We start from the raw sequence: 25646 nt of genomic DNA, 5'->3' as shown, positions 1-25646 counted from the left end.
GACGGATCCCCGCCCGAGTTCCGCGCTCCGCGAGCGGTCGTCTCGTCGACGACGACGACGGACAAGGTGGTCCCGATGACGTACTACCGGGCGCTGGGGGAACTCCCGAGCAAGCGCCACATCCTGTTCAGCACGGCCGACGGCCGGCAGACCTACGAGGAGTTCATCGGCGAGGAGGGCTTCTCCAGCACCGGGTCGCTGCTGTACCACACCGGGATCCCGGCCTCGCTGGTCGATTCCCGGCCGTGGGACATCGGTGTGCTGGGGACCTCGGTGAACCGCCCGCTGCTGCCGCACCACTACCGGCTGCACGAGCTGTTCCCCGAGCACGGCGCCGGCAAGGACGCCGTCCGCGACCGCCGCCTCGTCCTGGGCAACGCGGACGTGCGCATCGCCTACGTCGTCTGCGACACCCCGTCGCCGCTGTACAGCAACGCCATCGGCGACGAGGTGGTCTTCATCGAGAGCGGGTCCGCCACGCTGGAGAGCGTCTTCGGCGCGGTGCAGGTCCGACAGGGCGACAACGTCGTCATCCCACGGGTGACCATCCACCGCTGGGTGCCGAACCAGGACGACGGACCGCTGCGGCTGTACTGCGTGGAGGGCAGCGGGCACGTCACCCCACCGGCCAAGTACCGCAGCAAGTTCGGCCAGTACCTGGAGGGATCACCGCTCACCGAGCGGGACTTCCGTGGACCGGAGGAGATCCTGCTGGCCGCGCCGGACGAGGCCGACCGGGACACCGAGGTCTACGTCAAGCACCGCAGCAGCGACGGCGTCACCGGTTCGGTGGTGACCTACGACCACCACCCGTTCGACGTGGTCGGCTGGGACGGCCAGCTCTACCCGTACGCGTTCAACTACCGCGACTTCGCCCCGGTCACCGGACAGATCATCCAACCGCCGCCGACCTACCAGGTGCTCGAGGGCCAGGGCTACGTGATCTGCAACTTCGTGCCGCGGCTGCTGGAGACCCACCCGCTCGCGGTCAAGGTGCCGTACTTCCACAGCAACGTCGACTCCGACGAGGTGATGTTCTACTTCGCCGGCGAGACCGCGGCCCGCGAGGGCTCCGGCATCCGTGACGGCTCGGTCTCGCTGCACCCGGCCGGCTACACGCACGGCCCCGGCGCCAAGGTCTACGTGGACTCGGTCAAGCACACCGAGTCCAAGGAGACCGCGTTCATGGTGGACACCTTCCGGCCGTTGGAGCTGGCCGCCGACGCCGCCGGCTCGGAGGACCCGAAGTACCCGTGGACCTGGGCCGGGCGCGGTCCGCTCACGCCCCAGCAGACCACGCAGCAGGCCCCGCAGCAGGCCGCGGCCGGCGCCCCGGCCTGACGGCCTCGGACCGGACGGCGTCGGCGGTGGCCGACCCGCCCGCCGCCGCACCGCTCGGGGACGGTGCGGCGGCGGAGCGACCCGAGACGGCGCAGACGCTCAGCCGCGGACTGTCCGTGCTGGAGCTGCTGGCCGCGGCCCCGGAGGGACGGACCCCGGCCCGGATCGCGGCCGACCTCCGGCTCAGCCGGCCGATCGTGTATCGGCTGCTGAGCACGCTGGCCGAGCACCGGATGGCCCGCCGGGACGTCGACGGCACCTGGACCGTCGGGCTCGGCGTGCTGCCGCTGGTCCGGCAGGTGCATCCCGCCCTCGGCGAACGGGCCCGGGGTGTGCTCCGTGATCTGGCCGAGTCCACCGGCGCCACCGCGCATCTCGCGGTGGCCGACGGTGCCGAGTCAGTGGCGGTGGCCGTCGTCGAACCGCGGTCGGCGCTGTACCACATCGCCTACCGGGTGGGGTCCCGGGTGCCGGCCGACGTGGGCGCGCTGGGCCGGGCCATCCTGGCCTCGGCGGCCGGCCGGACCGAGGTGCTCAGCAGCACCGGCGAGATCATCCCCGGCGCCACCGGGATCGCCACCTCGGTGGTGGGACTCGGACTGCCGGCGTCCGTCGGGGTGGTGTCCGTGCACGCCCTGGATCTCGGCACCGTCGGACCGCTGGTGGCGGCGGCCGGGCGCCGACTGGTCGCCACCATCGAGCCGGACATCGCCGCCCCCTGACCTGACCTGACCCGAACCGACCGGAACCGACCCGAACCGACCGGAACCGACCGCAACCGACGAGGAGCGCTGCGATGACCGACGACTGGGACGTGGTGGTGATCGGCGCCGGCGGAGCCGGACTGGCCGCCGCGGTGGCTGCTGCCGACGCCGGGGCCCGGGTGCTGGTGTTCGAGTCCGAGGACGCGGTGGGCGGTTCCACCATGCTGTCGGCCGGCATGTTCACCGCGGCCGGCACCAGTGTGCAGGCGTCGCTGGGCATCTCGGACTCGCCGGCCGCGCACTTCCAGCACACCATGGACCTCAACCAGTGGCGACTGCGGCCCGGCCTGCTGCGCAGCTTCTGCGAACGGTCCCGCGACACCTTCGAGTGGCTGCTGCAGCTGGGCCTGGAGGTGCCGGCCCAGCGCTCCACCAACGCGCACATGCCGGGACTCACCCGAGCCGGGGTGGAGGACGTCTGGCGCGGCCACGTCCCCGCCGGTGAGGGCTACGGCCTGGTCGAGGTGCTGGACCGGGCCCGCAGGCAGCGCGGTGTCGAGCTGGTGCTGCGCACCCGGGTGGAGCGGCTGCTGGTCACCGACGGGCGGGTGCGCGGGGTGGTGGCCGACGGCATCGAGGTGCCCGCGGCGGCGACGGTGGTGGCGAGCGGCGGCCTGACCCGGAGCCCCGAGCTGCTGGAACGCTTCTACCCGGACGCGCTCAGGGCCGGCGAGCACCTGTTCGTGGTGTCCGCGCCCGGCTCCCGCGGCGACCACATCGGCTTCGGCGAGCAGGTCGACGCCGCCGTCGCGGGCAGTGGCTGGGGGATGCTGCTGGTCACCGCCTACTTCCAGCGGCTGCACCACTGGCAGTCCGGGTTCCCGCCGGCCGCCCGCATCCTCGTCGACGACCGCGGCCGCCGGTTCATGGACGAGGACGCTTCCTACGCGGTCGCCGCCGGGATCGTGGACGACCACGGCGGCCGGGCCTGGATGATCTTCGACGAGGCCGGCCGGCTGTCCCTGGCGCCGGGGTATCCGCACTGGTCGGCCGAGCACGTGCTGGCCGAGGCCGCCGCCGGCCGCACCCACCGCGCCGACACCGTCGCCGACCTGGCCCGGGCCATCGGCGCCGATCCGGACGTGCTGATCACCACGCTGGAGCGATGGAACGAGACCCTGCCCCATGGCCAGGATCCCGAGTTCCTGCGGCACGAGACGCTGGCCGCCAAGGGCGCCCGCCCGCCCGCCCCGATCGTCACGGCGCCGTACTACGCCGTGCGGGTGCTGCCGGCCGAGCTGGCCGTCAGCCACGCCGGACTGCTCATCGACGAGTCGGCCCGCGTCCTGGACGGCGCCGGCCGGGTCATCCCCGGGCTGTTCGCCGCAGGGGAGGCCAGCGGCGGCATCCTCGGCAACCGCTACGTCGGCGGCGGCACCGCGGTGGCCAACGCGGTGGTCAACGGCCGGTCCGCCGGCGCCGCCGCGATGTCCCGCACCCCGTCCGCCGTCTGACCCACTGATCCATGAGAAGGAGCTGATCGTGTTCTACCTCAACACCAGTCGGCAGTTGCTGCGGCCGGCCGACGAGGCCACGCTGGCCGCCCTGCGCAGCCGCATCGACGGGATCGCCGACACCGCCGGCACCCTCGGCGGCATCCGCAGCATCGCCTGGCTGGTCTCGCTCGACCGGATGCGGATGGAGGCGTTCAGCGCCTTCGACACCGCGGCCGGCTGGACGGCCGGGTCGTGGTCGTCACCGGCGGCGCTCAGGGCCTGGGCCGGGCGTACGCGCGGCGACTGGCCGGCGCGGGAGCGCGGGTGGCGATCGCCGACCTGGACGCCGACCGGGCGGCCGCCACCGCCGCCGAGCTGGGGGACGCGGCGCTGGCCGCCGTCACCGACGTGACCGACGAGGACTCCACCGCCGCCATGTCCGCCGCGGTGCTGGACCGGTGGGGACGCATCGACGGCCTGGTGAACAACGCCGGCGGCGCGATGTATCCGACCGCCCCCATCGACACCGTGCCGCGCACACAGTGGGACCACGTGCTGGCGGTCAACCTGACCGGGCAGTGGCTGTGCACGGTGGCCGTGCTTCCGGCCATGCGGGCGGCCGGCTCCGGCAAGATCGTGAACATCTGCTCGTCCAGCTACTTCACCGGCGGCCCCATCGGGCTGGCCCCGTACATCGCGGCCAAGGGCGGCGCGCTGGGCCTGACCCGGGCGCTGGCCCGGGAGCTGGGCGGCGACAACATCTGCGTGAACGCGGTGTCCCCGGGCTACGTCCCGGTGGACACGCCCAAGGCCGTGCACGACCCGGCTGCGGCGCAGGCCCTCATCGAGCGGACCCGGGCTGAACAGTGCCTGCACCGCACCGAGACCCCGGAGGACCTGGCCGGCACCATCGAGTTCCTCTGCAGCGGCGACTCGGACTTCGTCACCGGGCAGGTGTTCAACGTGGACGGCGGCTGGACGCACAACTGAGCGTCCGCCCCCGGGGCGGGTCAGGGGCGGGTCATGCCCACCTGGGCGTAGAACGGCTCCGCCGTGGTGGCCGGATCCCGGTACAGCACCAGTTCACAGGGCCGGGCGGCCAACCCGGCGCACTGCATGGCCGGCCACGGCGCCCCGGTCAGCTCGATCGGCACCATCGTGTGGGCCACGGCCAGATGCGCCTGGTAGACGGTGATGTCGTCGCGCAGGAACCCGACTCGGTGGCCCGGGGCGACCACCCGGAAGTTCCACGGGTCCCGGTACCGACCGGTCAGCAGCTGCCGACCGCACGACCCGCACGGATCCAGCACGATCACCCAGCGGTCCGCCTCGGCCCGGATGGACACGGCGCCGTTGTGGCCGACCGACATCTTCTCCGCCCACGCCCGGAGCCGGACCAGGGGTGGCCGGCCCAGGTCGGCCGCCATCCGGGGCCGCCACACCAGGCCGGTGGCGTGCCGCAGGCAGTCCTCCAGACCGTCGGGGCCGTACCGGTCGTGCACCAGCGAGACCAGCGCGGTGGCCGCGTCGCGGCGCAACACCTCCGCCGCGTCCAGCGCGGCGTGCACCTCGTCCCACAGCGCCGTGAGCGCGGCGACGGCCTCCGCCGCGCCCACCCGGCGTTCCAGATCGGAGCGTTCCGTGGGGAAGTCGGTCGCCCGGTACACGGCCCGGGCCAGCGCGGTCTGCTCCGGCGACAACACCGTCACCGGCCCGCCCGGCAGCAGCTCGGACACCGGGAACACGGCCGCGGCGGCGGCGAAGCCGTGGGTGCGCAGCAACCAGTCGGTCGTCGCGGTGCACCAGTTCGCATACAACGCCGCGATGTCGTGGACGAGTTCGACCATGTGCCACCAGGTGGCCCGGCCCGCGGTCGGCCCACCGTCGGTGACCGCATCGGTGAGCCGGACGTGTGGACTGCGGCACATCCGGGCCAGCTCGGCGGCGGACGGCTGGTCCTCGACATCGACTGGCGCGGCGTCACTGTCGATGCGGGGCGGGACAGACATCGGCGGCTCCTCGTCGAACCCGTGGGCCGGAATGGCGCGGATCGGCCATCGGCTGGCAAAGTATGCAATCGTCGCGCTCGCCCGGGCAAGAGCCTGTTGACAGTGCCGTGACGCACCGACGATTGTATTCAAATGGCGCACTCGTGGTCCTACTTGTGCCGGATCCCGCAGAGGGGACACCCAGATGAGCACTGACTCACCCAGCCCGTTGCACGGCATCCGCGTGATCGAGCTCGGGCAGCTGATCGCCGGGCCGTTCTGTGGTCAGCTGCTGGCCGACTTCGGGGCCGACGTCATCAAGGTCGAGGAGCCGGACCGGGGCGACCCGATGCGGTCGTGGGGGGTGGTGCGGGACGGCCGATCGCTGAGCTGGAACGTCATCGCCCGCGGCAAACGCTGCGTGACGGCCGATCTGCGCACCGCCGAGGGCCGCGACTTCATCCTGGAACTGGCGGCCCAGGCCGACGTGGTGGTCGAGAACTTCCGGCCCGGCACCATGGAGAAGTTCGGGCTGTCCTACGACGACCTGGCCGCGGTGAACGCCGGGATCGTGCTGACCCGGGTGAGCGGCTTCGGGCAGTACGGGCCCTACGCCCCCCGGGCCGGCTACGGCTCGATCGGTGAGGCCATGGGTGGCCTGCGCTACCTGATCGGCGACCCGGACCGGCCGCCGAGCCGGTTCGGGGTCTCGCTGGGGGACCTGCTCGCCGGGATGCACGCGGCCCTGGGCACCCTGCTGGCGCTGCGCAGCCGCGACCGGACCGGGACCGGTCAGGTCGTCGACGTGTCGATCTACGAGTCGGTGCTGGCCATGACCGAGTCGCTGGTGTCCGACTTCGCCGTCGCCGGGGTCACCCGGCGCCGGTCCGGGGCGATCCTGCCCGGGGTCGCGCCGAGCAACGTCTACGGCACCGCCGACGACCAGCTGCTGCTGATCGCCGCGAACCAGGACACCGTCTTCCGCCGGCTGGCCGCCGCCATGGGCCGGCCCGAGCTGGCCACCGACCCACGATTCGCCACGCACGGCGCCCGGGGCGAGCACCAGACGGAACTGGACGACCTGGTGGACACCTGGACCTCGGGTCTGTCGGCCGCCGACCTCGCCGTCCTGCTGGACGAGCACGCGGTGCCGTTCGGCGCGATCTACCGCGCCGCCGACATGCTCACCGATCCGCAGTTCCGGGCCCGGCAGAGCATCGTCGAGGTACCCGATCCGCAGCTCGGCCCGGTGCCGATGCAGGGGATCGCGCCACAGCTGTCCGGCACGCCCGGGCGGATCCGGTGGGGCGGCCCCGCCCACGGCGAGCACGATCGCGAGGTGCGGGCGTGGCTGGCCGGGTTCCGGGCGGCGATCGCCGGCTCGGAACCTGCATGACCGCCGGGCGAGTGGGGGACGGGCACGGCGCGAGGCGGTTACCCTCGCGACGTCGTCGTGCACCCTCGCGGTGATCGGCCCGCCGGGAGGAGAGCGGAATGGCCAAGGCAGCGGAGACCGCGTACGCGTTCGTCCGGTCCGCGGTGCTGTCCGGCCGGTTCGCCCGCGGGGAGCGGCTGCGCGAGGCCCAGCTGGCCGAGCTGGTCGGCGTGTCGCGCACGCCGGTCCGGGAAGCGCTGCGGCGACTGGACTCCGAGGGGCTGGTCGAGTTCACCCCGAACGTCGGCGCCCGGGTCACGGCCTGGTCGCCGGAGGAGCTCACCGACCTGTACGAGATGCGCAGCATGCTCGAGGGGTACGGCGCCCGTCTGGCGGCGGAGCGGATCGGTGACCGGGACCTGGACCACCTGGCCGACCTCGCCGCCCGGATGGAGGCGCTCAGCAACCGGGGGACCCCGCCGGCGGACGAGATGACCGTGCTGAACGGCGAGTTCCACCGGGCCATCGTCCAGGGCTCCCGGAACGCGCAGCTGGCGTCCCTGGTCCGCGGGATGATGGAGGTCCCGCTGATCACCCGGACCTTCCAGCGGTACTCGCCGCCCCGGATGCGGGCCAGCACGATGCATCACAACGAGCTGGTCGAGGCCATCCGCGCCCGGGACGGGATGTGGGCCGAGTCGGTCATGCGCACCCACATCCTGGCCGCGCGCAACACGGTGCTCGAGTCCGCGGCCGACCCGGACACCGTGGACGACCCGCCGGTGGTCGAGGAGCCCTCGACCCCGGACCCCGCGGTCCGGGCCACGGCCCGTCGCCCACGGCGTCCAGCGGCCGGCTGACGTCCCGGCCGGCACCGAGCGCAGTCCGATCGCGGCCGTGATCGATCGCCGGTTGGATACAACTTCGGTCGCCCAGGTCGTCAGGCAGGCTGCCCGACAGGCGGCGTCCACCGGGCGTCCGGTGCGCCCGCCCGTCCGGTTCGGTCACAGAATCGGCTGATCGGACCGCTCGGCGCGACATCCGGGCCGGACCGGATGGGCATCACCGAGTTGATCCGAACGTGCTGGCAAGTCTTGCCATCACGCCGGATTGCGTACAAAATGAGCCGGACCAGATGTGATCGGACGAACATCCGCCGCCGGCAGTCCCGCTGGCGGGCGGGGCCGTTGACCTCCAGGACCCGGCACGTGTCCGGGCGCCGATGCCCGCCGCAGCGACGCGGCAGGGCCCACCGGCCGGAGCTCGCGGTCCCACAGACGTCCCGGCACCACCCATCACCCGACAGAGTCGTTGCAGGAGAGGGAAACATCAGGATGAAGCGACGTGGCATGACCTTGGGGGTCGCTGCGGTACTCGCCGGCACGCTCGCGCTCTCGGCGTGCGGCAGCGACAGCGGCGGCTCGGGTGGGTCCGGCTCCGGTGGCTCCGGTGGCGGCACCTGGAAGATCGGTCTGATCAACAACAGTGCCGGTGCCTTCGCCGACAACAACAAGACCGCGATCGACGGGGCGAACGACGCCATCGAGCAGATCAACGCCGAGGGCGGCATCAACGGGGCCCAGATCGAGACCGTCACGGTCGACGTCCAGGGCGAGCCGAAGAACGGCACCACGCTGGTGCCCCGGTTGGTGCAGGACGGCGCCGTCGCGATCGTCGGCCCGGTCGACAGCGCCGCGACGGAGATCGCCTTCACCGTGGCCAAGCAGCTGCAGATCCCGGCGGTGAGCCCGGGCGCCGGCCGTCCGGGCGTGCTGGACAACGCCGTGCCGTTCGGCTTCACCCTGGCCGAGGCCGATGTCGACGTCAGCACGCCGGCCCTGCTGCAGATCGCCAAGGACAAGGGCTACAAGACCGCGGCCATCATCGGCGACGACGTCACCGCGACCACCAAGGCCCAGATCCCGCTGTTCGAGGACGTCTTCGCCCAGGCCGGCATCGACGTCGTGGTCAGCGCGTCGTTCAAGACCGGTGATTCCAGCTTCGCCTCCCAGGTCACCCAGATCGGTGCCGCCGCACCGGATGTCCTCGCGCTGGCCGCCGGCCCGGCCGACGCCGGCCGGATCGCCCGCGAGGTGCGCAGCCAGGGCCTGGACTTCGACCTGCTGGGCACCAGTTCGCTGCAGTCCGGTGGCGCCGCGTACATCCAGGCCGGCGGCGACGCGACCGACGGCACGCTCTCGGCGACGCAGTACGACCCGACGAATCCGGAGGAGCCGGCCAAGGGCCTGCTGGCCGCGGCCGAGCAGGCCAGCGGGCTGACCGACATCCCGCTGAACTACGCCTACGCCTACGACGCGGTCCACATGATCGCCCAGGTGATCGAGGAGCAGGGGCTCACGGCCGACGGCGATCTCGCGGCCAACCGGGTCGCCATCCAGGAGGGCCTGAAGGCCCTCACCGAGTATGACGGCATGGCCGGCCGGACGGCTTTCAAGGAGGACGGCACCGGTGACCGCCCGTCGCTGGTCGCGGTCGTCCAGGGCGGTGAGTTCGTCATCGAGGACCACTCCGACGTCTCGGCCGGCGCCTCGAACTGAGCGGCACCGGAGACGGGGAGCACATCTGATGTTGGTGCAACAACTGTTCAACGGGCTGTTGCTCGGCGCGACCTTCTGTCTGGCCGCGCTGGGTTTCAACCTGGTCGTCGGCGCCATGGACCGGCTCAACTTCTCGCTCGGCGAGACGGCGATGGTCAGCGCCATCGTGTCCTCGGTGTTGTTGAACCGACTCGAGATGCCCTTCTTCGTCGCCTTCCTGGCGTCGCTGGTGATCGGCGGGCTGCTCTCGGTGCTGGTCTACTTCGTGTCGTTCAAGTACGTCAGCCGGGACTACCCGAACGCGTCGATCCTGTCCTCGCTCGGGGTCGGCATCGTGCTGACCGCCCTGGTCATCAAGATCTTCGGCAGTGAGCAGCAGGTCATCCCGGACGTCTACCCGGGAACCCGCTGGGATCTCGGCCCGATCGACGTCACCGCCTCCCAACTGGTGATCCTGGTGCTGTCGGCCGCGCTCACCGTGGGGCTGTACGTGTTCCTGGAGCGGTCGCGCTGGGGAACCGCCATCCGCGGTGTCTCCGACGACGTCACCATGTCCGGCCTGCTCGGTGTGCCGGTGGAGCGGGTGGTCATCCTGACCTTCGCCCTGTCCGGCATGCTGGCCGGCGCGGCCGGTCTGCTGACCGGCCTGGCCTTCCACGCGGTGAGCCCGCTGGACGGCTTCGCCACCACGCTGTCGGCGTTGATCATCATCGTCATCGGCGGCCTGGGCAGCGTCAAGGGCGCGGTCGTCGCGGCCATCGCGGTCGGCATGGTCGAGACGCTGTCCGTCGTCTACCTCTCGGCCACGATGCGGGACATCGTCGTGTACATCGTGGTCGCCGCCTTCCTGCTGTTCCGCCCCCAGGGTCTGTTCGGGCGCAACGCCGGCGTTCTGGAGCGTGTCTGATGTCAGCGTTCACCGAAGCGGTCCTGATCCAGACCGGCATCAACGTCCTGCTCGCCCTGGGCTACTGGATCGCGGTCTCCACCGGGAAGTACTCGTTCGGCCACGCCGCCTTCATGGCCATCGGCGCGTACGGCTCGTCCATCCTCACCCTCAAGATGGGCTGGCCGCTGCCGCTCGCGCTGATCGCCGGCGCGGTGGTCTCCGCGGTGGCCGGCGCGCTGGTCGGCTGGATCGCGTTGCGGTTGTCGATGCTCTACCTGGCCATCATCACGCTGGTGTTCTCCGAGCTGCTCATCACCCTGCTGAACCAGTGGGACTACGTGGGTGGCGGGTCCGGCCTGCTCGGGATGACCGGCACCACCGTCACGATGGTGCTCATCTGCGTGGTGCTGGTGGTCGCGTACCTGATCCTGCTCACCCGGTCCCGGATGGGCCTGGCCTACGAGGCGATCCGCGAGGACGAGCGGGCCGCCATGGGATCGGGTGTCAAGATCACTCTGGTCGCGGTCGGCGCCTTCGCCACCTCGGCGGCGGTCACCGGCATCGCCGGCGGCCTGGCCGCGCACCAGCAGCTGATCATCAACCCGGGCCTGTACGGCCCGCAGCAGTCCCTGATCATCATCCTGTTCTGCGTGTTCGGTGGCGTGCAGTACTTCTGGGGCGCGGCCATCGGCGCGATCGTCCTGGGCCTGCTGCCGATCTACTTCAACGGCCTGGCCGACTGGTACCAGATCATCTACGGGTTGCTCTTCGTCGTGCTGATGATCGTCCGGCCCCAGGGCCTGATCGGCCGGAGCCGGGCCGGCATCTTCCCGGTCGGGCTGAGCCTGCGCCGCGCCGCGCCGGAACCGGAACCGCGTGTGCGGGAGGAGGAGTCCGTTGGCTGAACCACTGCTGCAGGCCACCGGCCTGTCGAAGAGCTTCGGCAGTGTGCAGGCCCTGGAGGACATCGACGTCACCCTGCACGAGGGCACCATCCACGGGATCGTCGGACCGAACGGCGCCGGCAAGACCACGCTGCTGTCGGTGATGTCGGGTTACCTGCTGCCGAACGCCGGCACGGTGCAGCTGCGCGGGCGGGACATCACCGGGCTCACCCCGCAGCGCCGGGTGCCGCTCGGGGTGGTCCGCACCTTCCAGAACATCCGGCTCTTCGGCGGACTGTCGGTGCTGGAGAACGTGATGATCGGCCAGCACGCCCACGCGCGCACCGGTCTGAGCTCCCTGCTGCCGTTCCGCACCGCCTCGGACCGCCGGCTGCTGGCCGAGGCCAAGGACACGCTGGAGCTGTTCGACCTGGCCCGGTACGGCAAGCGCCCGGTGTCCCAGCTGCCGTACGGCGTGCAGAAGCAGCTGGAGATGGCCCGGGCCATGGCCACCCGGCCGAAGGTGCTGCTGCTGGACGAGCCGGCGGCGGGGATGACCACCGAGGGCCGCGGTCAGCTGTCCACCCGGATCCGGCGGCTGCGGGACGAGGGGGTCAGCGTGGTCATCGTGGAGCACGACATGGACGTCATCGCCAAGGTGTGCGACGAGGTCACGGTGCTCAACTTCGGCCGTCGCATCATGCACGGCGAACCGCTCGAGGTGTTGTCGAGCGCTGAGGTGAGGACGGCATACCTTGGAACCTGAGACCCGCACTGAGACCCGCCCTGAGATCCGCGATGCGACCCGTCCTGCCGCGACGCCCGGTGAGGTCGTGCTGTCGGTCCAGCACCTGAAGGCCGGCTACGGGCGGATCATCGGGGCGTCCGACATCAGCCTGGACGTCCGCCGTGGCGAGCTGGTCGCCATGTTCGGCAGCAACGGCGCCGGCAAGAGCACCGTGCTGCGCGCCGTGTCCGGGATGATCAAGCCGATCGCCGGGACCGTCACCTTCAACGGCACGGACGTCACCGGCCGGCGCAGTGACGTGCTGGCCCGGGCCGGGCTGCACCACGTCCCCGAGGGCCGCCGGCCGCTGCCGCGGCTGACCGTCGAGGAGAACCTGCGGCTGGGCGGCTTCGCGCTGGGCGGCGCCGAGCTGCACGCCGCACTGGACACCGTCTACGACCGGTTCCCGCGGCTGCGGGACCGGCGGGAGCAGAAGGCGGGCACGCTGTCCGGCGGTGAGCAGCAGATGCTGGTCATCGGCCGCGCGATCGTCACCACCCCGCAGATCCTGCTGCTGGACGAGCCGTCGCTGGGACTGTCGCCGCTGCTGGTCCGGGAGGTCTTCGAGCTCATCCGCGGGTTGGCTGCCGACGGGCTGACGGTGCTGCTGGTCGAGCAGAACGTGGTCCAGGGCCTGCGGGTCGCCGACCGCGGCTACGTCCTGACCACCGGCACGGTGACCGCCACCGGCACGGCGGATGAGCTGCAGGCCGATCCCGCCCTGCTGCGCAGCTACCTGGGTGGTCCCGAGCGGAGCGCCGGATGAGCGCGTACGGACGCGCCCGCTTCACCGGCCGCACGGTGGTGGTGACCGGCGCCGGCTCGGGGATCGGCCGGGAGACCGCGGTCAGCTTCGCCACCGAGGGCGCCGAGGTGGTGGTTGCCGACATCGACGAGGCCGCCGCGGCAGCGACGGTCGAGCAGATCACCGCGACCGGTGGCCGGGCGGCGGCGGTGCGGACCGACGTGTCCGACCCCGCGTCGGTCGAGGCCCTGATGGACCGGACGGTGGAGCTGTTCGGGAAGCTGGACGTGCTGCACAACAACGCGTTCTGGGCGCCGCTCTACCGGCCGGTGGTGGACACCACCGTGGACGAGTGGGACCGGACCATCGGCGTCACGCTCACCGGCGTCTTCCTGGGGTGCAAGTTCGGCATCCCGCGGATGGTCGCCGGCGGTGGCGGCGTCATCGTGAACACCGCGTCGGTGGCCGCGCTGACCGTGAACCCGAAGTACGCCGCGTACATGGCGGCCAAGGGCGGCGTGGTCGCGTTGACCAAGTCGATCGCCTACGACTACGGCCCGCAGCACATCCGCTGCAACGCCGTCGCGCCGGGACTGGTCCAGGGCACCGGCGCGACCCGGCCGGTGTTCGAGAACCCCGAGCGGGTCGAGTGGCTGATGCGCAAGATCGCGCTGGGCCGTCCGGGACAGCCGTCGGACATCGCCAAGGCGGTGCTGTTCCTGACCAGCGACGACGCCGACTACATCACCGGCGACACCATGGTCGTCGACGGCGGCCGGCTCATCGGCTGACGAACGTCAACGCAAGGCACCGCATCTCGAGAGGACGAGCGACGAGCATGGCCGGGATCGAACTGCTGCCCATCCCCATGGCGACCAGTGACCGCATCGACATCTACTCCGGGGTGGCCCGGATGGCCGGCAAGGTCTGGGGCGCGCTGCACCGCGCCGATCGCCCCAGCCGCACGGTGGCGATGATGGTCCATCCGACGTCGAACTTCATGGGTCACTACCTGCTCGAGCCCTTGGCGGCGCGGGGCATCGACGCCGTCGGGTTCACCACCCGCTACATCGGCAACGACAGCGCGCTGACCATGGAGAACTGCGTGCTCGATGTGGGCGCCGGCATCCGGTACCTGCGGAACCTGGGCTATGAGAAAGTCGTGCTGGTCGGCAATTCCGGCGGCGGCGGGCTGGCCGCGCTGTACCAGAGCCAGGCCGAGTCGCCGACCATCACGCACACCCCGGCGGGCGATCCGCCGGACCTGACCACGGCCGACCTGTCGCCGGCCGATGCGATCGTGCAGCTGATGGCGCACCCGGGCCGCGCGCAGGTGTGCGGCGACTGGCTGGATCCGGCCATCCGCAACGAGTACGACCCGTTCGACCGGGACCCGGAGCTGGACCTGTTCGCCCCCGGTCGCACGCTGCCGCTGGACCCGGAGTTCGTGGCCCGGTACCGCGCCGCCCAGCTGGCCCGCAACGACCGGATCACCCAGTGGGCCAAGGACACGCTGGCCGAGCTGGCCGCGGCCGGTGGGGAGCTCGCCGACCTGCCCTTCCTGGTGCACGGCACCACCGCCGACCCGCGCTTCGTCGACGTCACCATCGACCCGTCGGACCGCACCCCCGGCACCATGTGGGGGCCGACCGAGGTGGCCAACCTGATGCCCGCCTCGCTCGGCCACAACTGCAGCCTGCGGTCGTGGCTGAGCCAGTGGAGCGTGCGGGAGTCCAACGGGGACGGGCAGCGGCACCTGGCCCGGATCAGCGTCCCCGCGCTCATCATGTACGGCACCGCCGACCAGGTGTGCTTCCCGTCGTACGCGCAGCAGATGTACGACGCGGTACCGCACGACGACAAGCTCCTGGTCCCGGTGCAGGGCGGCACGCACTACCTCAAGGACCAGCCGGAGCACGTCGACTTCGTGGCCGACACGGTGGTCTCCTGGCTCGACGAGCACGGGATCAAGGCATGACCGTCGAGTTGCACCCGGACTTCGCCGGTCTGCAGGTGCACCCGGGGGAGTCGACGATCACCGGCCGGCCGGAGCTGTTCTCGATGACCAACGTGCTGGCCTTCGGTGCGGCCGCCGACCGGCCCACCCATGTGCCGGTCGAACTGGGCCGCAGTGGCTCCATGGCGCTGTGGGAGTCGACCGGTGCCGCCGACCAGCTGCCGTTCTGGAACACCGTGTACGACGGGGACACCTACCTGTACATCGTCCATGGGTCGGTGCGGGTGGAGTTCAAGGAGACCGACGGCGACGAGCACTACGGCGGCTACCTGGCGCGCACCGGTGACCTGTTCAAGCTGCCGAACGCCGTCGCGCACCGCACCTTCTCCGGGGACGGCAAGCGCCGGGTGACGCTGGAGATCATGCCGGACAACCCGCTGTGGGCGCTGCGCGGGACGCGGCCGATCACCGTCGACCGGTCGGGATCCATCGGCGGATTCACCTTCACCGTCCGGGACCAGGATGTGCTGGTGACCACGCGGGCGGGCGAGATCGCCTGTCCGCGAGACACCTTCGGTCGCGCACTGCGGGCGCTGTCGGCCTGGGAGCTGCACCTGGGACACAACGAACTGGACGGCGGCCTGACCGTGCACGACCAGGGCGAGACCGCGGTGCTGATGGTGCCTGGCTACGCCGAGACCCTGGACGGCACCGCCCTCACCGGGGTGTTCCGCGGCCTGCTGGACGAGCTGGGCCTGGCCTGACCCGGCTGCACCGACGCCGCCCGCGGAATCTCACCGGATCCAGCGGGCCACTCGTCGTCCGTCCCGGATCGCCTCGATGGCCTGCCGCGGGGCCAGCGCGTCGCCGGCCACCAGCAGCTGACCCACCCGGCCGGCCAGGGCGTCGGCCAGGGTGGTGTCGCTGCGCCGGGCTCCGGGGATCACCACGTGGTCCGCAGCCAGCACCTCGCTGGTGCCGTTCAGCACGTCCGTGAGCACGACTGTCCCGTCGCCGATCTCGCCCAGCTCGTGCAGACCGAGCTGCCGCACCCCGGTGGCCCGCAGTCGCCGCTGGGCGGGCAGCAGGCTGATCCCGACGATCTGGTTGCCCGGGGCGCCCGCCGCGGCGACCAGGGTCACCTCGGTGGCGCCGCGGGCGGCCAGCGCTTCGGCGACGGTCAGCGCCGTCATGGTGCCCTCGCCGTCGACGACCACGCAGCGACCGAGCTCGCCGGCCGGGGCGGTGAACGCCCACTCCGAACCCCGGACCATCCCGCTGGTCGCCTCGGGCCGCGAGCCGGTCGCAATCACCACGACATCGGGTTCCAGGGCTTGGATGTCGTCGACTCCGGCGCGGATCTCGCACCGCACGTCGACCCCGTACCGGCGCAGCATCCGCTCCCGGTAGGACCGCACCCCGGCCAGGTCCGCCCGGGACGGCAGCGACTCGGCGTGCGCCAGCAGGCCACCGAGCTGCGCTCCGGCCTCGAACAGCGTGACCCGGTGCCCGCACGCCGCGGCGTACCAGGCGGCCTCCATGCCGGCGGGCCCACCGCCGACCACGACCACCCGGCGGGGTGTCGCCGCGGGCGGCGGGTCCTCGCCGGCGTCGTGCAGCTCGTCCCCGGCGGCCGGGTTCTGCAGACAGGACAGGTCACCTCCGAGGAACGTGTAGCCGATGCAGCCCTGGTTGCAGCCGATGCACCAGCGGATGTCCTGGCTGCGGCCCTGTTCGACCTTGCGGACCAGGTACGGGTCGGCGATCTGGGCGCGGGTCATGGCGACCAGGTCGGCGTCCCCGCGGGCCAGCACCGCCTCGGCCGCCGCCGGGGTGCCGATCCGGCCGGCCGTCATCACCGGCACCGGGGCGACCGCGCGCCGGATCACGCCGGCCAGGTCGGTGAACGGGATCTGCCCGTAGGCCATGTCGGGGATGACGGTGTCGAGCGTCTCGTAGGTGGACCAGGAGACCGACACGTAGTCGAGGTTCCCGGCGGCGACCAGTCGACGGGCGATGGCCGCGGCCATCTCCGGGTCGATGCCACCGTCGAGGAACTCGCTCCCGGACAACCGGACGCCCAGCGGGAAGTCCGGACCGACCGCGGCGCGGACGGCGGCCAGCACCCGCTCGGGGAAGCGGCATCGCTGCGCGAGTGAGCCGCCGTACTCGTCGGTGCGCCGGTTGGCCAGCGGAGACAGGAACTGGTGCAACAGGTATCCGTGCCCCGAGTTCACCTCCAAGCCGTCCAGACCGGACCGGGCCAGCCGGTCGGCGGCCGCGGCGAAGGCGTCCACCACCGCATCGATCTCGGCGACCGTCATGGCGTGCGGTCGCTCCCGCCGCTGTCGCGACGTCAGGTCCGAGGCCGACCACAACTCCCGCCGGGTGGTCATCGGATTGTGCTCGCGGCCACCGTGGTTCAGCTGGGCGAAGGCCGCAGCGCCTTCGGCCTGCACGGCCGCGGCGACCTGGTTCATGGCGGCGGTGATGCCGTCGTCGAACGCCTGCATGGACAGTCGGGACGACCCGGCGGTCGGATGCACGGCCAGGGACTCGACCACGATCAGGCCGGCGCCACCCCGGGCCCGCTCGGCGTAGTACGCGGCGTGCCGGGCCGACGCCAGCCGATCGGCGGTGGCCAGGTTGGTGACGTGCGCGCTCACCGCAACCCGGTTCCGCAGTCGCAGCCGGCCCAGCGACATCGGTTGCAGCATCAACGCCGTCGCAGGATCCGGTCCCGGATCGATGGGCGGGACGGACGCGTCCGGCGGCACGGAGGGAACGGTCATCGGTGACCCCAAGGTGGCGGGTACCCCGTCCGCGCGGCGACGGTTGGGGTAGCGGGTTGTATACCGCGCACGATAGCCTGCGGGTCGTGCGCCGGGAAGCGTGCGCTCAGATCCGCCGGTGTGTGTACCGCGTTCGCGATCGAATGATACTTCCAGTACACAATCTGTCGTTCAGTGACGAAGGAGTCGCTCGTGCCGACCGTTCCGTTGGACTTCGCCCGACCGTTCGCCGCCATGGCCGGCAGCACCGCCGTGGTCACCGGCGCGGCGCGCGGCCTGGGGCTGGAGATCGCCCGGACGCTGCAGTCGGCCGCCGGGATGGCGATCCTGCTGGTGGACCGGGATGCCGCGGAGCTGGACCGCGCGGTCACGGAGCTGGCGACCGCCGGGACCGTCGCGGGCGTGGCCACGTCGCTGAGCACCGACGACTGCCGGGCGCCGATCGAGCGTGCGCTCAGCGAGCTCCCGCCGGTGTCGGTGTGGGTCAACAACGCCGGGCGGGTCAGCCACCAGGGCGCGGAGGACGTGGATCTCGACGTCTTCGAGGAGGTGTTCCGCGACAACACCTCCAGTGCGCTGCGCGGCAGTCAGCTGGCGTACCGCGCGATGCGGTCGCACGACCGCGGCGGTGCGATCGTGAACATCACCTCGCTGGTCACCGAGAAGGCCCTGCCGCAACGCCTGAGCTACTCGACGTCCAAGGCGGGGCTGGAGAACGTGACCCGAGCGTGTGCCCAGGAGTGGGGACCGTGCGGCATCCGGGTCAACGCGGTCTCGCCCGGTTACATCGAGACCCGGCTCACCCAGTGGGCGGAGGACGATCCGCGGGCGGTGGCCAAGCAGCAGACGCTGTCGCAACTCGCGCTGCGCCGAGCCGGCAGCCCGGAGGACATCGCGACCACCGTCCTCTACCTGGCCTCGCCGCTGGCCGGGTACGTCACCGGCCAGACCGTGTTCGTGGACGGCGGCTGGCACCTGAGTTGATCGGCGATCGGCGATCGGCGATCGGCGACCCGGACACGAGCACCGAGGAGAGGGAACGGATGTCGGACGTGGAGCACTACCCGAACACGGTGCAGGACCTGCTGGACCGCGAGGCGATCCGCGACTGCCTGTACCGGTACTGCCACGGCATCGACCGGCGGGACCAGGAGACCCTGCGGGGGTGCTACTGGCCGGACGGCACCGACGACCACGTGTCGTTCAGCGGCAACGCCCACGAGTTCATCGACGTCATCTGGCCGTTCCTGGAGAGCCTGCGCTCCTCGACCCACTTCCTCGGCAACATCCTGCTGCGGGTGCACGGCGATCGAGCGCACGGCGAGACCTACTGGCAGGTCTTCCATCGCGAGCCGGGCCAGGACGGTCGGCCGGACTACGACTACCTGGCCGGCGGCCGGTACCTGGACGTCTTCGAGAAGCGGGACGGGGAGTGGCGGATCCTGACCCGCCGGCTCATCCGCGACCACTACCAGGTCATCGAGGGCACGGGGGACTGGGAGCAGTACCCGCGCCCGCCGGCCGGCGAGCACGGGTCGCAGAAGGAGACCGATCCGGTGCGCAAGCTGTTCGGGGTGCTGGGCGGCGCGCTGCCGCAGTGACGACGGGCCTGGCCGGCCCGGCAACGAGCCGCAATCCGGTTGCGGGCACCTCGGCGGCGGGACGTCGGCCAGCGGGGGAGCCGGTGTGGTGCTCGCTTCGGAGCCGGTCGACGGGGTCGTCGGGCTCCGCGGGGTGGTGCTCGTCGGCTCCGGGGCGTCCGAGCTCGAGCAGGCATGGGGTCGCGCGAATGATCGCCGGGGTCGCGTCGGCCGGCAACTGCTGGGCCGCTGTGGGCTGCGGCGGCCTCACACCGCTGCCGGAGCATGTTCGTCCCGTGACGACGGTGGCTCCCCGTCTGCAGCCGGTCCGGACGGTCGACACGGCGAGCGAGCTGGTCATCGATCACCTGGCAGCCGAGATCCCGATGGGTCTGTGGGCGGTCACCCGGGTGGACGAGGACAGCCGACGTGCTCGTGGTCCGCGCCAGCGACCACCCGGTGAGCGCCGGCGACGAGATGTCCTTCCCGGACTCGTTCTGCCGGCCGATGGCGGCGGGGTCGCCCCCAGATCGCCGGCGACGTCACGACCGAGCCGCACGACGCCGCGGCGGCGGCGCAGGGTCTCCCGATCAATGCCGACGTCGAGGCGCTCACCGGGCTGCTGAACCGGCGGGGCCGGGACCGGTCCATCGAGCAGGAGGAACGGCGATGGAGGCGGCCGACGCGGGCGATGTACGCGCGCGAGCAGGAGCGTCGCCGGCGGGACGGCTCCGCGGCCGGCCGGCAGCCCTGATCCCGCCGCGGACGATGCGCGGGACGGCACCGCCGGTCGGTTAGGTTCGCGGTCCCGGGCGATGCGGTTCCGGGAACGAGAGCGGCAGCGGGGAGCAGCAGCGCGTGGTCTGGCATTTCCTGGTCGCCCTCGCCCCGATCGTCGTGGTGCTGGTGCTGCTGGCCACCCGGGTCCCGTCGCTGTGGGCGGGCGTGGCCGGGCTCGGCACCGCGCTGCTCGGCACCGCGGTCGCGTTCCGGCCCACCGGCGACGTGGTGCAGGCCACGGTCGCGGACATGGGACCGACCGTGCTCGAGGTGGCGTTGCTGCTGCTCGGCGGGGTCGGGCTGGCCACGGCGATGGCCCGCACCGGCGCGCAGGACCGCATCGCGTCGTGGCTGCGGGAGACCGAGTCCGGCGCCGACCGCACCGTCACCCTGCTGCTGCTGGTGTTCGGCATGACCCCGTTCATGGAATCGGTCACCGGCTTCGGTCTCGGCGTGGTCATCACCGCGCCGCTGCTGGTCCAGCTCGGTTTGCCGCCGGCCAAGGCCGTGCTGGCTTCACTGCTGGGCATGGTGCTGGTGCCGTGGGGCTCGCTCGGCCCAGGCACCCTCATCGCCGCCCAGCTCGGCGGCGAGGACCTGCACGCGCTCGGTGTCGAGTCCGCCCTGCTCACCCCGGTGGTGCTGATCGTCAGCATGGTCGCCGTGCTCGGCGTGCTGGTCGGCCGGCCGGACGCCCGGCAGCTGGCCCTGGCCGCCGGGGTGATCGTGGTCGAGTGGGGCGTGCTGCTCGGCGCCAACGTCCTCATCGGCACGCCGCTGTCCGGGGTGCTCGCCCCGGCCGCGGTGATGGCCGGGTTGCTCATGGTCACCCGGCTGACCCATGGTCCGCTGCCGCGCATCTCGGCCCCGCTGGTCCGCTCGGTGGTGCCGCACCTGGTGCTGGTGGCGGGCATCCTGGCCTCGACCGCGCTGCTCGCCGTCACCGACACCGCCGACTGGCTGGACTGGCTGAGCAGCCCGGCGCTGTGGCTGATCGTGGCGGCGGTCGTGGCCATCACCGCGTCCGGCGTCCCGGTCGACCGGGCGGCCGTCGCCCGCGGGGCGCTGCGCCGCTGGGTGCCGACCGCGGCGAACGCGCTGGTGTTCATGGTGCTGGGCATCGTCATGGCCGCCACCGGCATGGCCGAGCACCTGGCCACCACCGCCGCCCACCTCGGCTTCGGATTCGTCGCGACCATCCCGGCCATCGGCGCCCTCGGCGGCTATCTGACCGGCTCCAACACCGGTGCCGCTGCCATGTTCTCGTCCGCCACGTCGGCCGCGGCGGCCAACCTGGGTGCCGACCCGCTGGTCGCGCTGGCCGGGCAGAACGTGGCCGGCTCCTTCGCGATCATCGCCTCGCCGCCGCGCATCGCCCTGGCCACCGCGGTCACGCTGGCCGCGGGGGAGCGGCTGCCGGGCAGCGCCATGCGGGTCATCGTGCGCAGCGTGCTGGTCGCCGCGGTGGTGCTCGGCGGGGCGATGCTGCTGCTGGCCTGAGATTCCCGATCGCACGGTGATCGTGCGGACCGCCAGGCCCGGACCATCCCGCCGGCGCCCGGCGTTGCAGCAAGGGAGACCAGCACCGTCGCCGCCCGCCCCGCTCCGATCACGCCGTCGAGCACCCCGGGCCCGCGCCGCCGTAGCGGCCCGCCGCGTGCTGATCACCGCTCGGCCGCCGAGCGCTCCCACGGCCAGGAGATCCTGCGCCGGGTCGAAGCGATGACCCGCTGCGGGCCGCCGAGGGCACCACCTTCGAGGCGTCCTGTCACACCGACCTCCTCGGCGTCGAGGCGGTCACCGCGGCAGATGGGCGGACCGGCCGTCCTGGGACAGGATGACCAGCACCTCGGCCGGGGTGCCGCCGTGGGCGCCCAGCGCGTGGGGCGTCATGGTGGAGAACTCAGCGGCCGAACCGGTCGGGACGAGCAGCAGTCGATCGCCGAGCCGCAGCTCGGCCACGCCGGAGAGCACGGTGAACCAGTCCCGCCCGGGATGCACCCCGGCCCGGTCCAGGGCCGGAGCCGGTTCGGTCAACCGGATCTTGGCCACGGTCAGCCCGTTCGGGGCGCGGTCGTGTGCCAGCGTCCAGCTGGTGGTGCCGCGGGCCGCGTCGTGGGTGGGCCGGATGACGACGTCCTCGTCGTCGCCCGACTCGAGCAAGTGGTCGACGGTGGTGTCCAGCGCCCGGGCGATCGGCACCAGTTGGTCGAGCGCGATGCGCCGGCCCCCGGTCTCCAGCCGGCTCAGGTTCGACGGGCTCAGGTGGGTGCGCTCGGCCAGCGCGTCGAGCGACCAGCCGCGCGCCGTGCGCAGCGCCCGGATCCGCTGCCGGACGAGTCGGTCCAGATCCGCATCTTGCTGCATGCGCAAGACTGTATGACACAGCCGCAAGGCCGCCGTACGGTTCGAGGCGTGCCCCATCATCACCACGCCCACCGCCATGCCGCCGCTCACGACCACTCGGCCCACCACCACGGCGGCGACCCGACCTTCCTGCCGCGCCTGCTCGACCTGGACGCCGAGGTCCACGCCGACCTGCTCGAGCAGGCCGTCGGCCTGACCGCCGACCTCGCTGGCGGGGCCGCGGGCGACCGACCCGTCGCCCGGGTGCTCGACGTCGGCGCGGGCACCGGCACCGGCACCGTCGTGCTGGCCCGGCACTTCCCGGCCGCGGATGTCGTTGCCCTGGATGCCGACCCGGCCATGCTGGAGCGGGTGACGGCCCGCACCGCGGCGGCCGGACTCACCGGCCGGGTCCGCACGGTCCGCGCAGACATCGTCGACGGCCCGCTGCCGGCCGATGTGGACGTGATCTGGTCGTCGGCGGCGCTGCACGAGGTCGGCGACCCGGTCACGGCGTTCCGCGGCCTCCTCGCGGCACTCCGTCCGGGCGGCCTGCTGGTCGTCGTCGAGATGGACGGCCTGCCCCGGCTGCTGCCGGTCGCGTTCGCCGAGTTCGAGCAACGGATCCGCGCGGCCGGGGCCGCCGGGACGGCCGAGCACCGGATCGACTGGGCGCCACTCATCCGGGCCACCGGCTTCGAGCTGCTGCAGACGCGACCGCTGCGGATCGACCGGACCCTGCCGGCCGACGGGCCGGCCGGCGAGTGGGCGCGTCTGGAACTGACCCGGGTCGCCCGGGTGGCCGGCGACGCGCTGGAGGAGACCGACCGGGCGACGCTCCGGGCGCTCACCGGGGACGGGTCCGGCCGGGTGGGAGCGCTGGGCGAGCTGTGGGTCCGCGGCGGACGCACGCTGTGGGCGGCACGCCGCCCCTGACCTCAGCTCCGCTGGATCCATCGCGATGACTACGATGCGTAGGCCAATGTGAGCCGAACGGTACGGTCGGAGCGTCGTGGAACCCCAGGTCCGTGTCCATCAGACGGTCGAGTCGGTCGCGGACCTCGCGAGCGAGTGGCAGGTGCTGCACGACGACGCTGGGGACGTGAACCCGTTCTCCGGCCCGGACTGGGCGGTCACCTGGCTGGAGCACTTCGCCGACGACCGTCGAGCGCCGTTCGTGCTGAGCGTCCGGTACGGCGACCGCCTCGTCGGCGTGCTGCCGCTGTACCGGCAGTCGGCGGCCCGCGTGATCGACGTCCTGCAACCGGTCGGCACCGGCAGTCCCTGGATCGGGCCGTACGAGCTGCCGGCGATGACGGCGGATCCGGCCCGGGGCCGGGCCGTGGCGCGGGCGGTGGTCGCCGAGCTGTGTGCCCGCCCCGACGACTGGGACTGGTCCTCGGTGATCTTCGGGTCGGCGGCGCCGTGGCTGGAGCCGGAGTGGCTGCCGAACTGGGAGTTCACCGTGGTGCCGCGCCGGACCATCGCCACCGTCACCCTGGACCTGGCCGGGGGGCATGACATCTACTCCGGGCGGCGGAATCTCAAGGAGTCGTTCCGGCGGGCCCGCAACCGGCTGACCCGCGACCTCGGCACGGACGGGTGGTCGACCCGGCGGGTCCTCGACGAGGACGAGATCGGCGCGGCGTTCGACCGGCTCGTCCGGCTGCACGGCAGTCGGGCCGACGTGCAGGACGGCCGGCCGGTGCACGCCAACGTGCTCGCCGACGACCGGGTGCAGCGCTACCTGCGGGAGGTGGTCACCCGGATGTCCCGCCGCGGCGCGGTGAGCGTGTACGAGCTGCTCATCGCCGACGAGGTGGTGGCCGGCCAGCTGATGCTGCACACCTCGACCGCGACCTACAGCTCGGTCTCCGGCGCCACCGATGCCGCGTGGCCCTACTCGGCCATCACCTACCTGCAGTCGCTGGCCGTCGCCGACGCCCAGCAGGCGGGGCATCGGCAGCTGTGCCTGTCGGCCGGCCCCAACCAGGCCAAGCTGCGCTGGACCGACCGGGTCGACCTCACTCCGGAGTTCGGCATCATCGGCCCCCGCCGGCGGTCCCGGATGCTCTCGGTCGCGGCGACCGCACGCGGCACCGTCACCTCGTTCGTGGCCGCCCGGCGCGCGCACCGTGCTGAGGTGATGGAACGACGGAAATGAACGTTCCACGCTGGCGTTCCCGTCGGACGGTCGAGCGTTCGCAACGGCTGACCACCTGGCTCCGGTACCTCACGATCGCCGGTTCGCGGTGGCGGCGGGCGGGCGCACTGCGCAACGGGGCGGCTGTCCCCGCCCTGGCGGCGTCGAACACCATGGGCGCCATGACGCAGGTACCGCGCCGGCATCGGCCCGTCCGCGGGGGTCCAGGCGCGGCGCGCGCGGGCCGTCGGGGCGTCGACCCGCAGGAAGGCGTCGAAGGCCGCGCCGGGCGCGGCGGGGGAGAACGGGGATGGCATGGGTGGACCTCGACCCGTCGGGTGGTCGAGACTTCGACCAGGCGGCACACCGTTCATCTGACGCGTCCAACGAAGGACGGATCGTTCGGCCGGAACGCGGCTACCGTGGAGTCGTGAGCACGCCGGCGCCGCCGCAGTGGCTCTCCGACGAGGAGAGCCAGGCCTGGCTGGCCCTGGTGGGGGTGCTCATCACGCTGTCGTCCACCCTGGACACGCAGCTGCAGCGCGAGGCCGGGATCAGCCACTTCGAGTATCAGGTGCTGGCCTGGCTCTCCATGTCGCAGGACCGCACCTGCCGGATGAGTCAGCTGGCCGCGCTCACCCATGGCTCGCCGTCCCGCCTGTCCCACGTGGCCCGCCGGCTGGAGCGTCGCGGCTGGATGGTCCGCCGGCCGGACCCCACCGACGGCCGGTCCACCCTGGCCACGCTCACCCAGGCCGGCTGGCACAAGGTGCAGGCGACCGCGCCCGGGCACGTGGCAACCGTGCGCCGCGCCGTCTTCGACCCGCTCAGCCCGGAGCAGGTGCACCAGCTCCGCGAGATCGGCACCCACATCCAGCAGGCCGTCGACCCGGACGGCTGGCCCGGCCTGCGCACCGGCTGATCAGCCGGTGGCCTGCTCGGCGTGGGTGGCTCCGACACCGTGGAGCAGCCCGTGCACCTGTTCGTCGACCAGGCGGCAGCGGCGTTCCCGCCCGGCGCGTTCGGTGCGGATGATGCCCTGGTCGCGCAGGGCGCGCAGGGCGTGCGAGGTGGCGTTGGCGGACATCCCGACGGTGGCGGCCAGGTCGGTGACGTTGATGCCGGGGGAGTGGTGGACGGCCAGCAGGATCTTCAGCCGGTTGATGTCGGCCATCGTCCTGAACGCGTCGGCCCAGCGTTCGACCTGGTCCGGACGGCTGGTGCCCACGGGCTCCGGGTCGGCCGGGGTCCCTTGCTCCATGCCGTCAGTCTCTCATCGCG

Annotated in this window: 25 protein-coding genes; 21 read left to right on the top strand and 4 right to left on the bottom strand. The window is 72.4% G+C overall.

Going from position 1 to position 25646, the window contains the following annotated elements; translation table 11 throughout:
• Positions 1–75 precede the first annotated feature (75 nt).
• From JL106_RS15855 to JL106_RS15840, 5 genes are all read left to right on the top strand, one after another.
• Positions 76–1341, top strand: a complete 1266-nt coding sequence (locus JL106_RS15855; RefSeq protein ID WP_205261700.1) for a homogentisate 1,2-dioxygenase — start codon at positions 76–78, stop codon at positions 1339–1341.
• 26 nt (positions 1342–1367) lie between these two features.
• Positions 1368–2063, top strand: coding sequence for an IclR family transcriptional regulator (locus tag JL106_RS15850; protein ID WP_205261699.1), 696 nt, complete (start codon positions 1368–1370; stop codon positions 2061–2063).
• Between the two features lie 74 nt (positions 2064–2137).
• Positions 2138–3559, top strand: a complete 1422-nt coding sequence (locus JL106_RS15845; protein ID WP_205261698.1) for an FAD-dependent oxidoreductase — start codon at positions 2138–2140, stop codon at positions 3557–3559.
• Positions 3560–3587: 28 nt separating this feature from the next.
• Positions 3588–3953, top strand: a complete 366-nt coding sequence (locus JL106_RS21175) for a hypothetical protein (protein WP_236007750.1) — start codon at positions 3588–3590, stop codon at positions 3951–3953.
• Positions 3845–4531 (top strand): SDR family NAD(P)-dependent oxidoreductase, encoded by a 687-nt coding sequence (locus JL106_RS15840; RefSeq protein ID WP_236007798.1) that lies wholly within the window; start codon positions 3845–3847, stop codon positions 4529–4531. Before JL106_RS21175 ends, JL106_RS15840 begins: the two co-directional genes overlap by 109 nt.
• A gap of 20 nt (positions 4532–4551) precedes the next feature.
• On the opposite strand, the gene JL106_RS15835 is transcribed toward JL106_RS15840, so the two are convergent.
• Positions 4552–5550 carry a hypothetical protein gene (locus JL106_RS15835; RefSeq protein ID WP_205261696.1) on the bottom strand — a complete coding sequence of 333 codons (999 nt, stop codon included), beginning with the start codon at positions 5548–5550 and terminating at the stop codon, positions 4552–4554.
• 184 nt (positions 5551–5734) lie between these two features.
• Between JL106_RS15835 and JL106_RS15830 the strand changes: the two genes are divergently transcribed.
• From JL106_RS15830 to JL106_RS15785, 10 genes are all read left to right on the top strand, one after another.
• Positions 5735–6925 carry a CaiB/BaiF CoA transferase family protein gene (locus JL106_RS15830; RefSeq protein WP_205261695.1) on the top strand — a complete coding sequence of 397 codons (1191 nt, stop codon included), beginning with the start codon at positions 5735–5737 and terminating at the stop codon, positions 6923–6925.
• 98 nt (positions 6926–7023) lie between these two features.
• Positions 7024–7764, top strand: coding sequence for a GntR family transcriptional regulator (locus tag JL106_RS15825; protein WP_205261694.1), 741 nt, complete (start codon positions 7024–7026; stop codon positions 7762–7764).
• A gap of 489 nt (positions 7765–8253) precedes the next feature.
• Positions 8254–9462: an ABC transporter substrate-binding protein gene (locus JL106_RS15820; RefSeq protein WP_205261693.1), complete on the top strand. Its 1209-nt coding sequence runs from the start codon at positions 8254–8256 to the stop codon at positions 9460–9462.
• A gap of 28 nt (positions 9463–9490) precedes the next feature.
• A complete protein-coding gene (locus JL106_RS15815; RefSeq protein ID WP_205261692.1) occupies positions 9491–10369 on the top strand; it encodes a branched-chain amino acid ABC transporter permease in 879 nt (292 codons plus the stop codon).
• Positions 10369–11256, top strand: coding sequence for a branched-chain amino acid ABC transporter permease (locus JL106_RS15810; protein WP_205261691.1), 888 nt, complete (start codon positions 10369–10371; stop codon positions 11254–11256). The genes JL106_RS15815 and JL106_RS15810 overlap by 1 nt, the downstream gene beginning before the upstream one ends.
• Positions 11249–12001 (top strand): ABC transporter ATP-binding protein, encoded by a 753-nt coding sequence (locus tag JL106_RS15805; protein WP_205261690.1) that lies wholly within the window; start codon positions 11249–11251, stop codon positions 11999–12001. The genes JL106_RS15810 and JL106_RS15805 overlap by 8 nt, the downstream gene beginning before the upstream one ends.
• Complete coding sequence (locus tag JL106_RS15800; RefSeq protein ID WP_205261689.1) at positions 11991–12788, top strand: ABC transporter ATP-binding protein; 798 nt, start codon at positions 11991–11993, stop codon at positions 12786–12788. Before JL106_RS15805 ends, JL106_RS15800 begins: the two co-directional genes overlap by 11 nt.
• Positions 12785–13558: an SDR family NAD(P)-dependent oxidoreductase gene (locus JL106_RS15795; RefSeq protein ID WP_205261688.1), complete on the top strand. Its 774-nt coding sequence runs from the start codon at positions 12785–12787 to the stop codon at positions 13556–13558. Before JL106_RS15800 ends, JL106_RS15795 begins: the two co-directional genes overlap by 4 nt.
• 47 nt (positions 13559–13605) lie before the next feature.
• Positions 13606–14745, top strand: a complete 1140-nt coding sequence (locus JL106_RS15790; RefSeq protein ID WP_205261687.1) for a serine aminopeptidase domain-containing protein — start codon at positions 13606–13608, stop codon at positions 14743–14745.
• Entirely contained in the window at positions 14742–15488 is a 747-nt protein-coding gene (locus JL106_RS15785) for a hypothetical protein (protein WP_205261686.1), read from the top strand. Before JL106_RS15790 ends, JL106_RS15785 begins: the two co-directional genes overlap by 4 nt.
• A 30-nt stretch (positions 15489–15518) precedes the next feature.
• Here the strand turns inward: JL106_RS15785 and JL106_RS15780 are convergent, their stop codons facing one another.
• Entirely contained in the window at positions 15519–17516 is a 1998-nt protein-coding gene (locus tag JL106_RS15780) for an oxidoreductase (RefSeq protein ID WP_205261685.1), read from the bottom strand.
• Positions 17517–17708: 192 nt separating this feature from the next.
• On the opposite strand from JL106_RS15780, the gene JL106_RS15775 reads away from it, so the two are divergent.
• The 3 genes from JL106_RS15775 (at position 17709) to JL106_RS15765 (ending at position 21376) form a co-directional block, all read left to right on the top strand.
• Entirely contained in the window at positions 17709–18500 is a 792-nt protein-coding gene (locus JL106_RS15775) for an SDR family NAD(P)-dependent oxidoreductase (RefSeq protein ID WP_205261684.1), read from the top strand.
• A gap of 59 nt (positions 18501–18559) precedes the next feature.
• Positions 18560–19117, top strand: a complete 558-nt coding sequence (locus JL106_RS15770; RefSeq protein ID WP_205261683.1) for a nuclear transport factor 2 family protein — start codon at positions 18560–18562, stop codon at positions 19115–19117.
• An 837-nt stretch (positions 19118–19954) separates the two neighbouring features.
• The gene (locus JL106_RS15765; protein WP_205261682.1) at positions 19955–21376 is read left to right on the top strand and encodes an L-lactate permease; all 1422 of its coding nucleotides are present in this window, start codon (positions 19955–19957) and stop codon (positions 21374–21376) included.
• A 297-nt stretch (positions 21377–21673) separates the two neighbouring features.
• Here the strand turns inward: JL106_RS15765 and JL106_RS15760 are convergent, their stop codons facing one another.
• Positions 21674–22243 carry a helix-turn-helix domain-containing protein gene (locus JL106_RS15760; protein ID WP_205261681.1) on the bottom strand — a complete coding sequence of 190 codons (570 nt, stop codon included), beginning with the start codon at positions 22241–22243 and terminating at the stop codon, positions 21674–21676.
• A gap of 48 nt (positions 22244–22291) precedes the next feature.
• Here JL106_RS15760 and JL106_RS15755 point away from each other — a divergent pair, with 48 nt between their 5' ends.
• The 3 genes from JL106_RS15755 to JL106_RS21720 all read left to right on the top strand — a co-directional run bounded on the left by JL106_RS15755 (position 22292) and on the right by JL106_RS21720 (position 25287).
• Positions 22292–23158, top strand: coding sequence for a class I SAM-dependent methyltransferase (locus tag JL106_RS15755; protein WP_205261680.1), 867 nt, complete (start codon positions 22292–22294; stop codon positions 23156–23158).
• Between the two features lie 76 nt (positions 23159–23234).
• On the top strand, positions 23235–24386 hold the full coding sequence (locus JL106_RS15750) for a GNAT family N-acetyltransferase (RefSeq protein WP_205261679.1): 1152 nt from the start codon (positions 23235–23237) through the stop codon (positions 24384–24386).
• 409 nt (positions 24387–24795) lie between these two features.
• Positions 24796–25287, top strand: a complete 492-nt coding sequence (locus tag JL106_RS21720) for a MarR family winged helix-turn-helix transcriptional regulator (protein ID WP_205261678.1) — start codon at positions 24796–24798, stop codon at positions 25285–25287.
• Here the strand turns inward: JL106_RS21720 and JL106_RS15740 are convergent, their stop codons facing one another.
• A complete protein-coding gene (locus JL106_RS15740) occupies positions 25288–25626 on the bottom strand; it encodes an ArsR/SmtB family transcription factor (RefSeq protein ID WP_205261677.1) in 339 nt (112 codons plus the stop codon).
• Positions 25627–25646 lie beyond the last annotated feature (20 nt).

This window comes from Nakamurella leprariae, from assembly GCF_016918035.1.
In the GTDB taxonomy this organism is placed as follows: Bacteria; Actinomycetota; Actinomycetes; order Mycobacteriales; family Nakamurellaceae; genus Nakamurella; species Nakamurella leprariae.
This window is presented reverse-complemented; position numbering and strand designations above follow the sequence as displayed.

Coding starts and splice junctions, on each gene's coding strand:
- JL106_RS15785 (WP_205261686.1), top strand. CDS start 14,742: ATGACCGTCGAGTTGCACCCGGACTTCGCCGGTCTGCAGGTGCACCCG.
- JL106_RS15740 (WP_205261677.1), bottom strand. CDS start 25,626: ATGGAGCAAGGGACCCCGGCCGACCCGGAGCCCGTGGGCACCAGCCGT.
- JL106_RS15795 (WP_205261688.1), top strand. CDS start 12,785: ATGAGCGCGTACGGACGCGCCCGCTTCACCGGCCGCACGGTGGTGGTG.
- JL106_RS15770 (WP_205261683.1), top strand. CDS start 18,560: ATGTCGGACGTGGAGCACTACCCGAACACGGTGCAGGACCTGCTGGAC.
- JL106_RS15790 (WP_205261687.1), top strand. CDS start 13,606: ATGGCCGGGATCGAACTGCTGCCCATCCCCATGGCGACCAGTGACCGC.
- JL106_RS15780 (WP_205261685.1), bottom strand. CDS start 17,516: ATGACCGTTCCCTCCGTGCCGCCGGACGCGTCCGTCCCGCCCATCGAT.
- JL106_RS15825 (WP_205261694.1), top strand. CDS start 7,024: ATGGCCAAGGCAGCGGAGACCGCGTACGCGTTCGTCCGGTCCGCGGTG.
- JL106_RS15845 (WP_205261698.1), top strand. CDS start 2,138: ATGACCGACGACTGGGACGTGGTGGTGATCGGCGCCGGCGGAGCCGGA.
- JL106_RS15810 (WP_205261691.1), top strand. CDS start 10,369: ATGTCAGCGTTCACCGAAGCGGTCCTGATCCAGACCGGCATCAACGTC.
- JL106_RS15760 (WP_205261681.1), bottom strand. CDS start 22,243: ATGCAGCAAGATGCGGATCTGGACCGACTCGTCCGGCAGCGGATCCGG.
- JL106_RS15855 (WP_205261700.1), top strand. CDS start 76: ATGACGTACTACCGGGCGCTGGGGGAACTCCCGAGCAAGCGCCACATC.
- JL106_RS15835 (WP_205261696.1), bottom strand. CDS start 5,550: ATGTCTGTCCCGCCCCGCATCGACAGTGACGCCGCGCCAGTCGATGTC.
- JL106_RS15830 (WP_205261695.1), top strand. CDS start 5,735: ATGAGCACTGACTCACCCAGCCCGTTGCACGGCATCCGCGTGATCGAG.
- JL106_RS15820 (WP_205261693.1), top strand. CDS start 8,254: ATGACCTTGGGGGTCGCTGCGGTACTCGCCGGCACGCTCGCGCTCTCG.
- JL106_RS15815 (WP_205261692.1), top strand. CDS start 9,491: ATGTTGGTGCAACAACTGTTCAACGGGCTGTTGCTCGGCGCGACCTTC.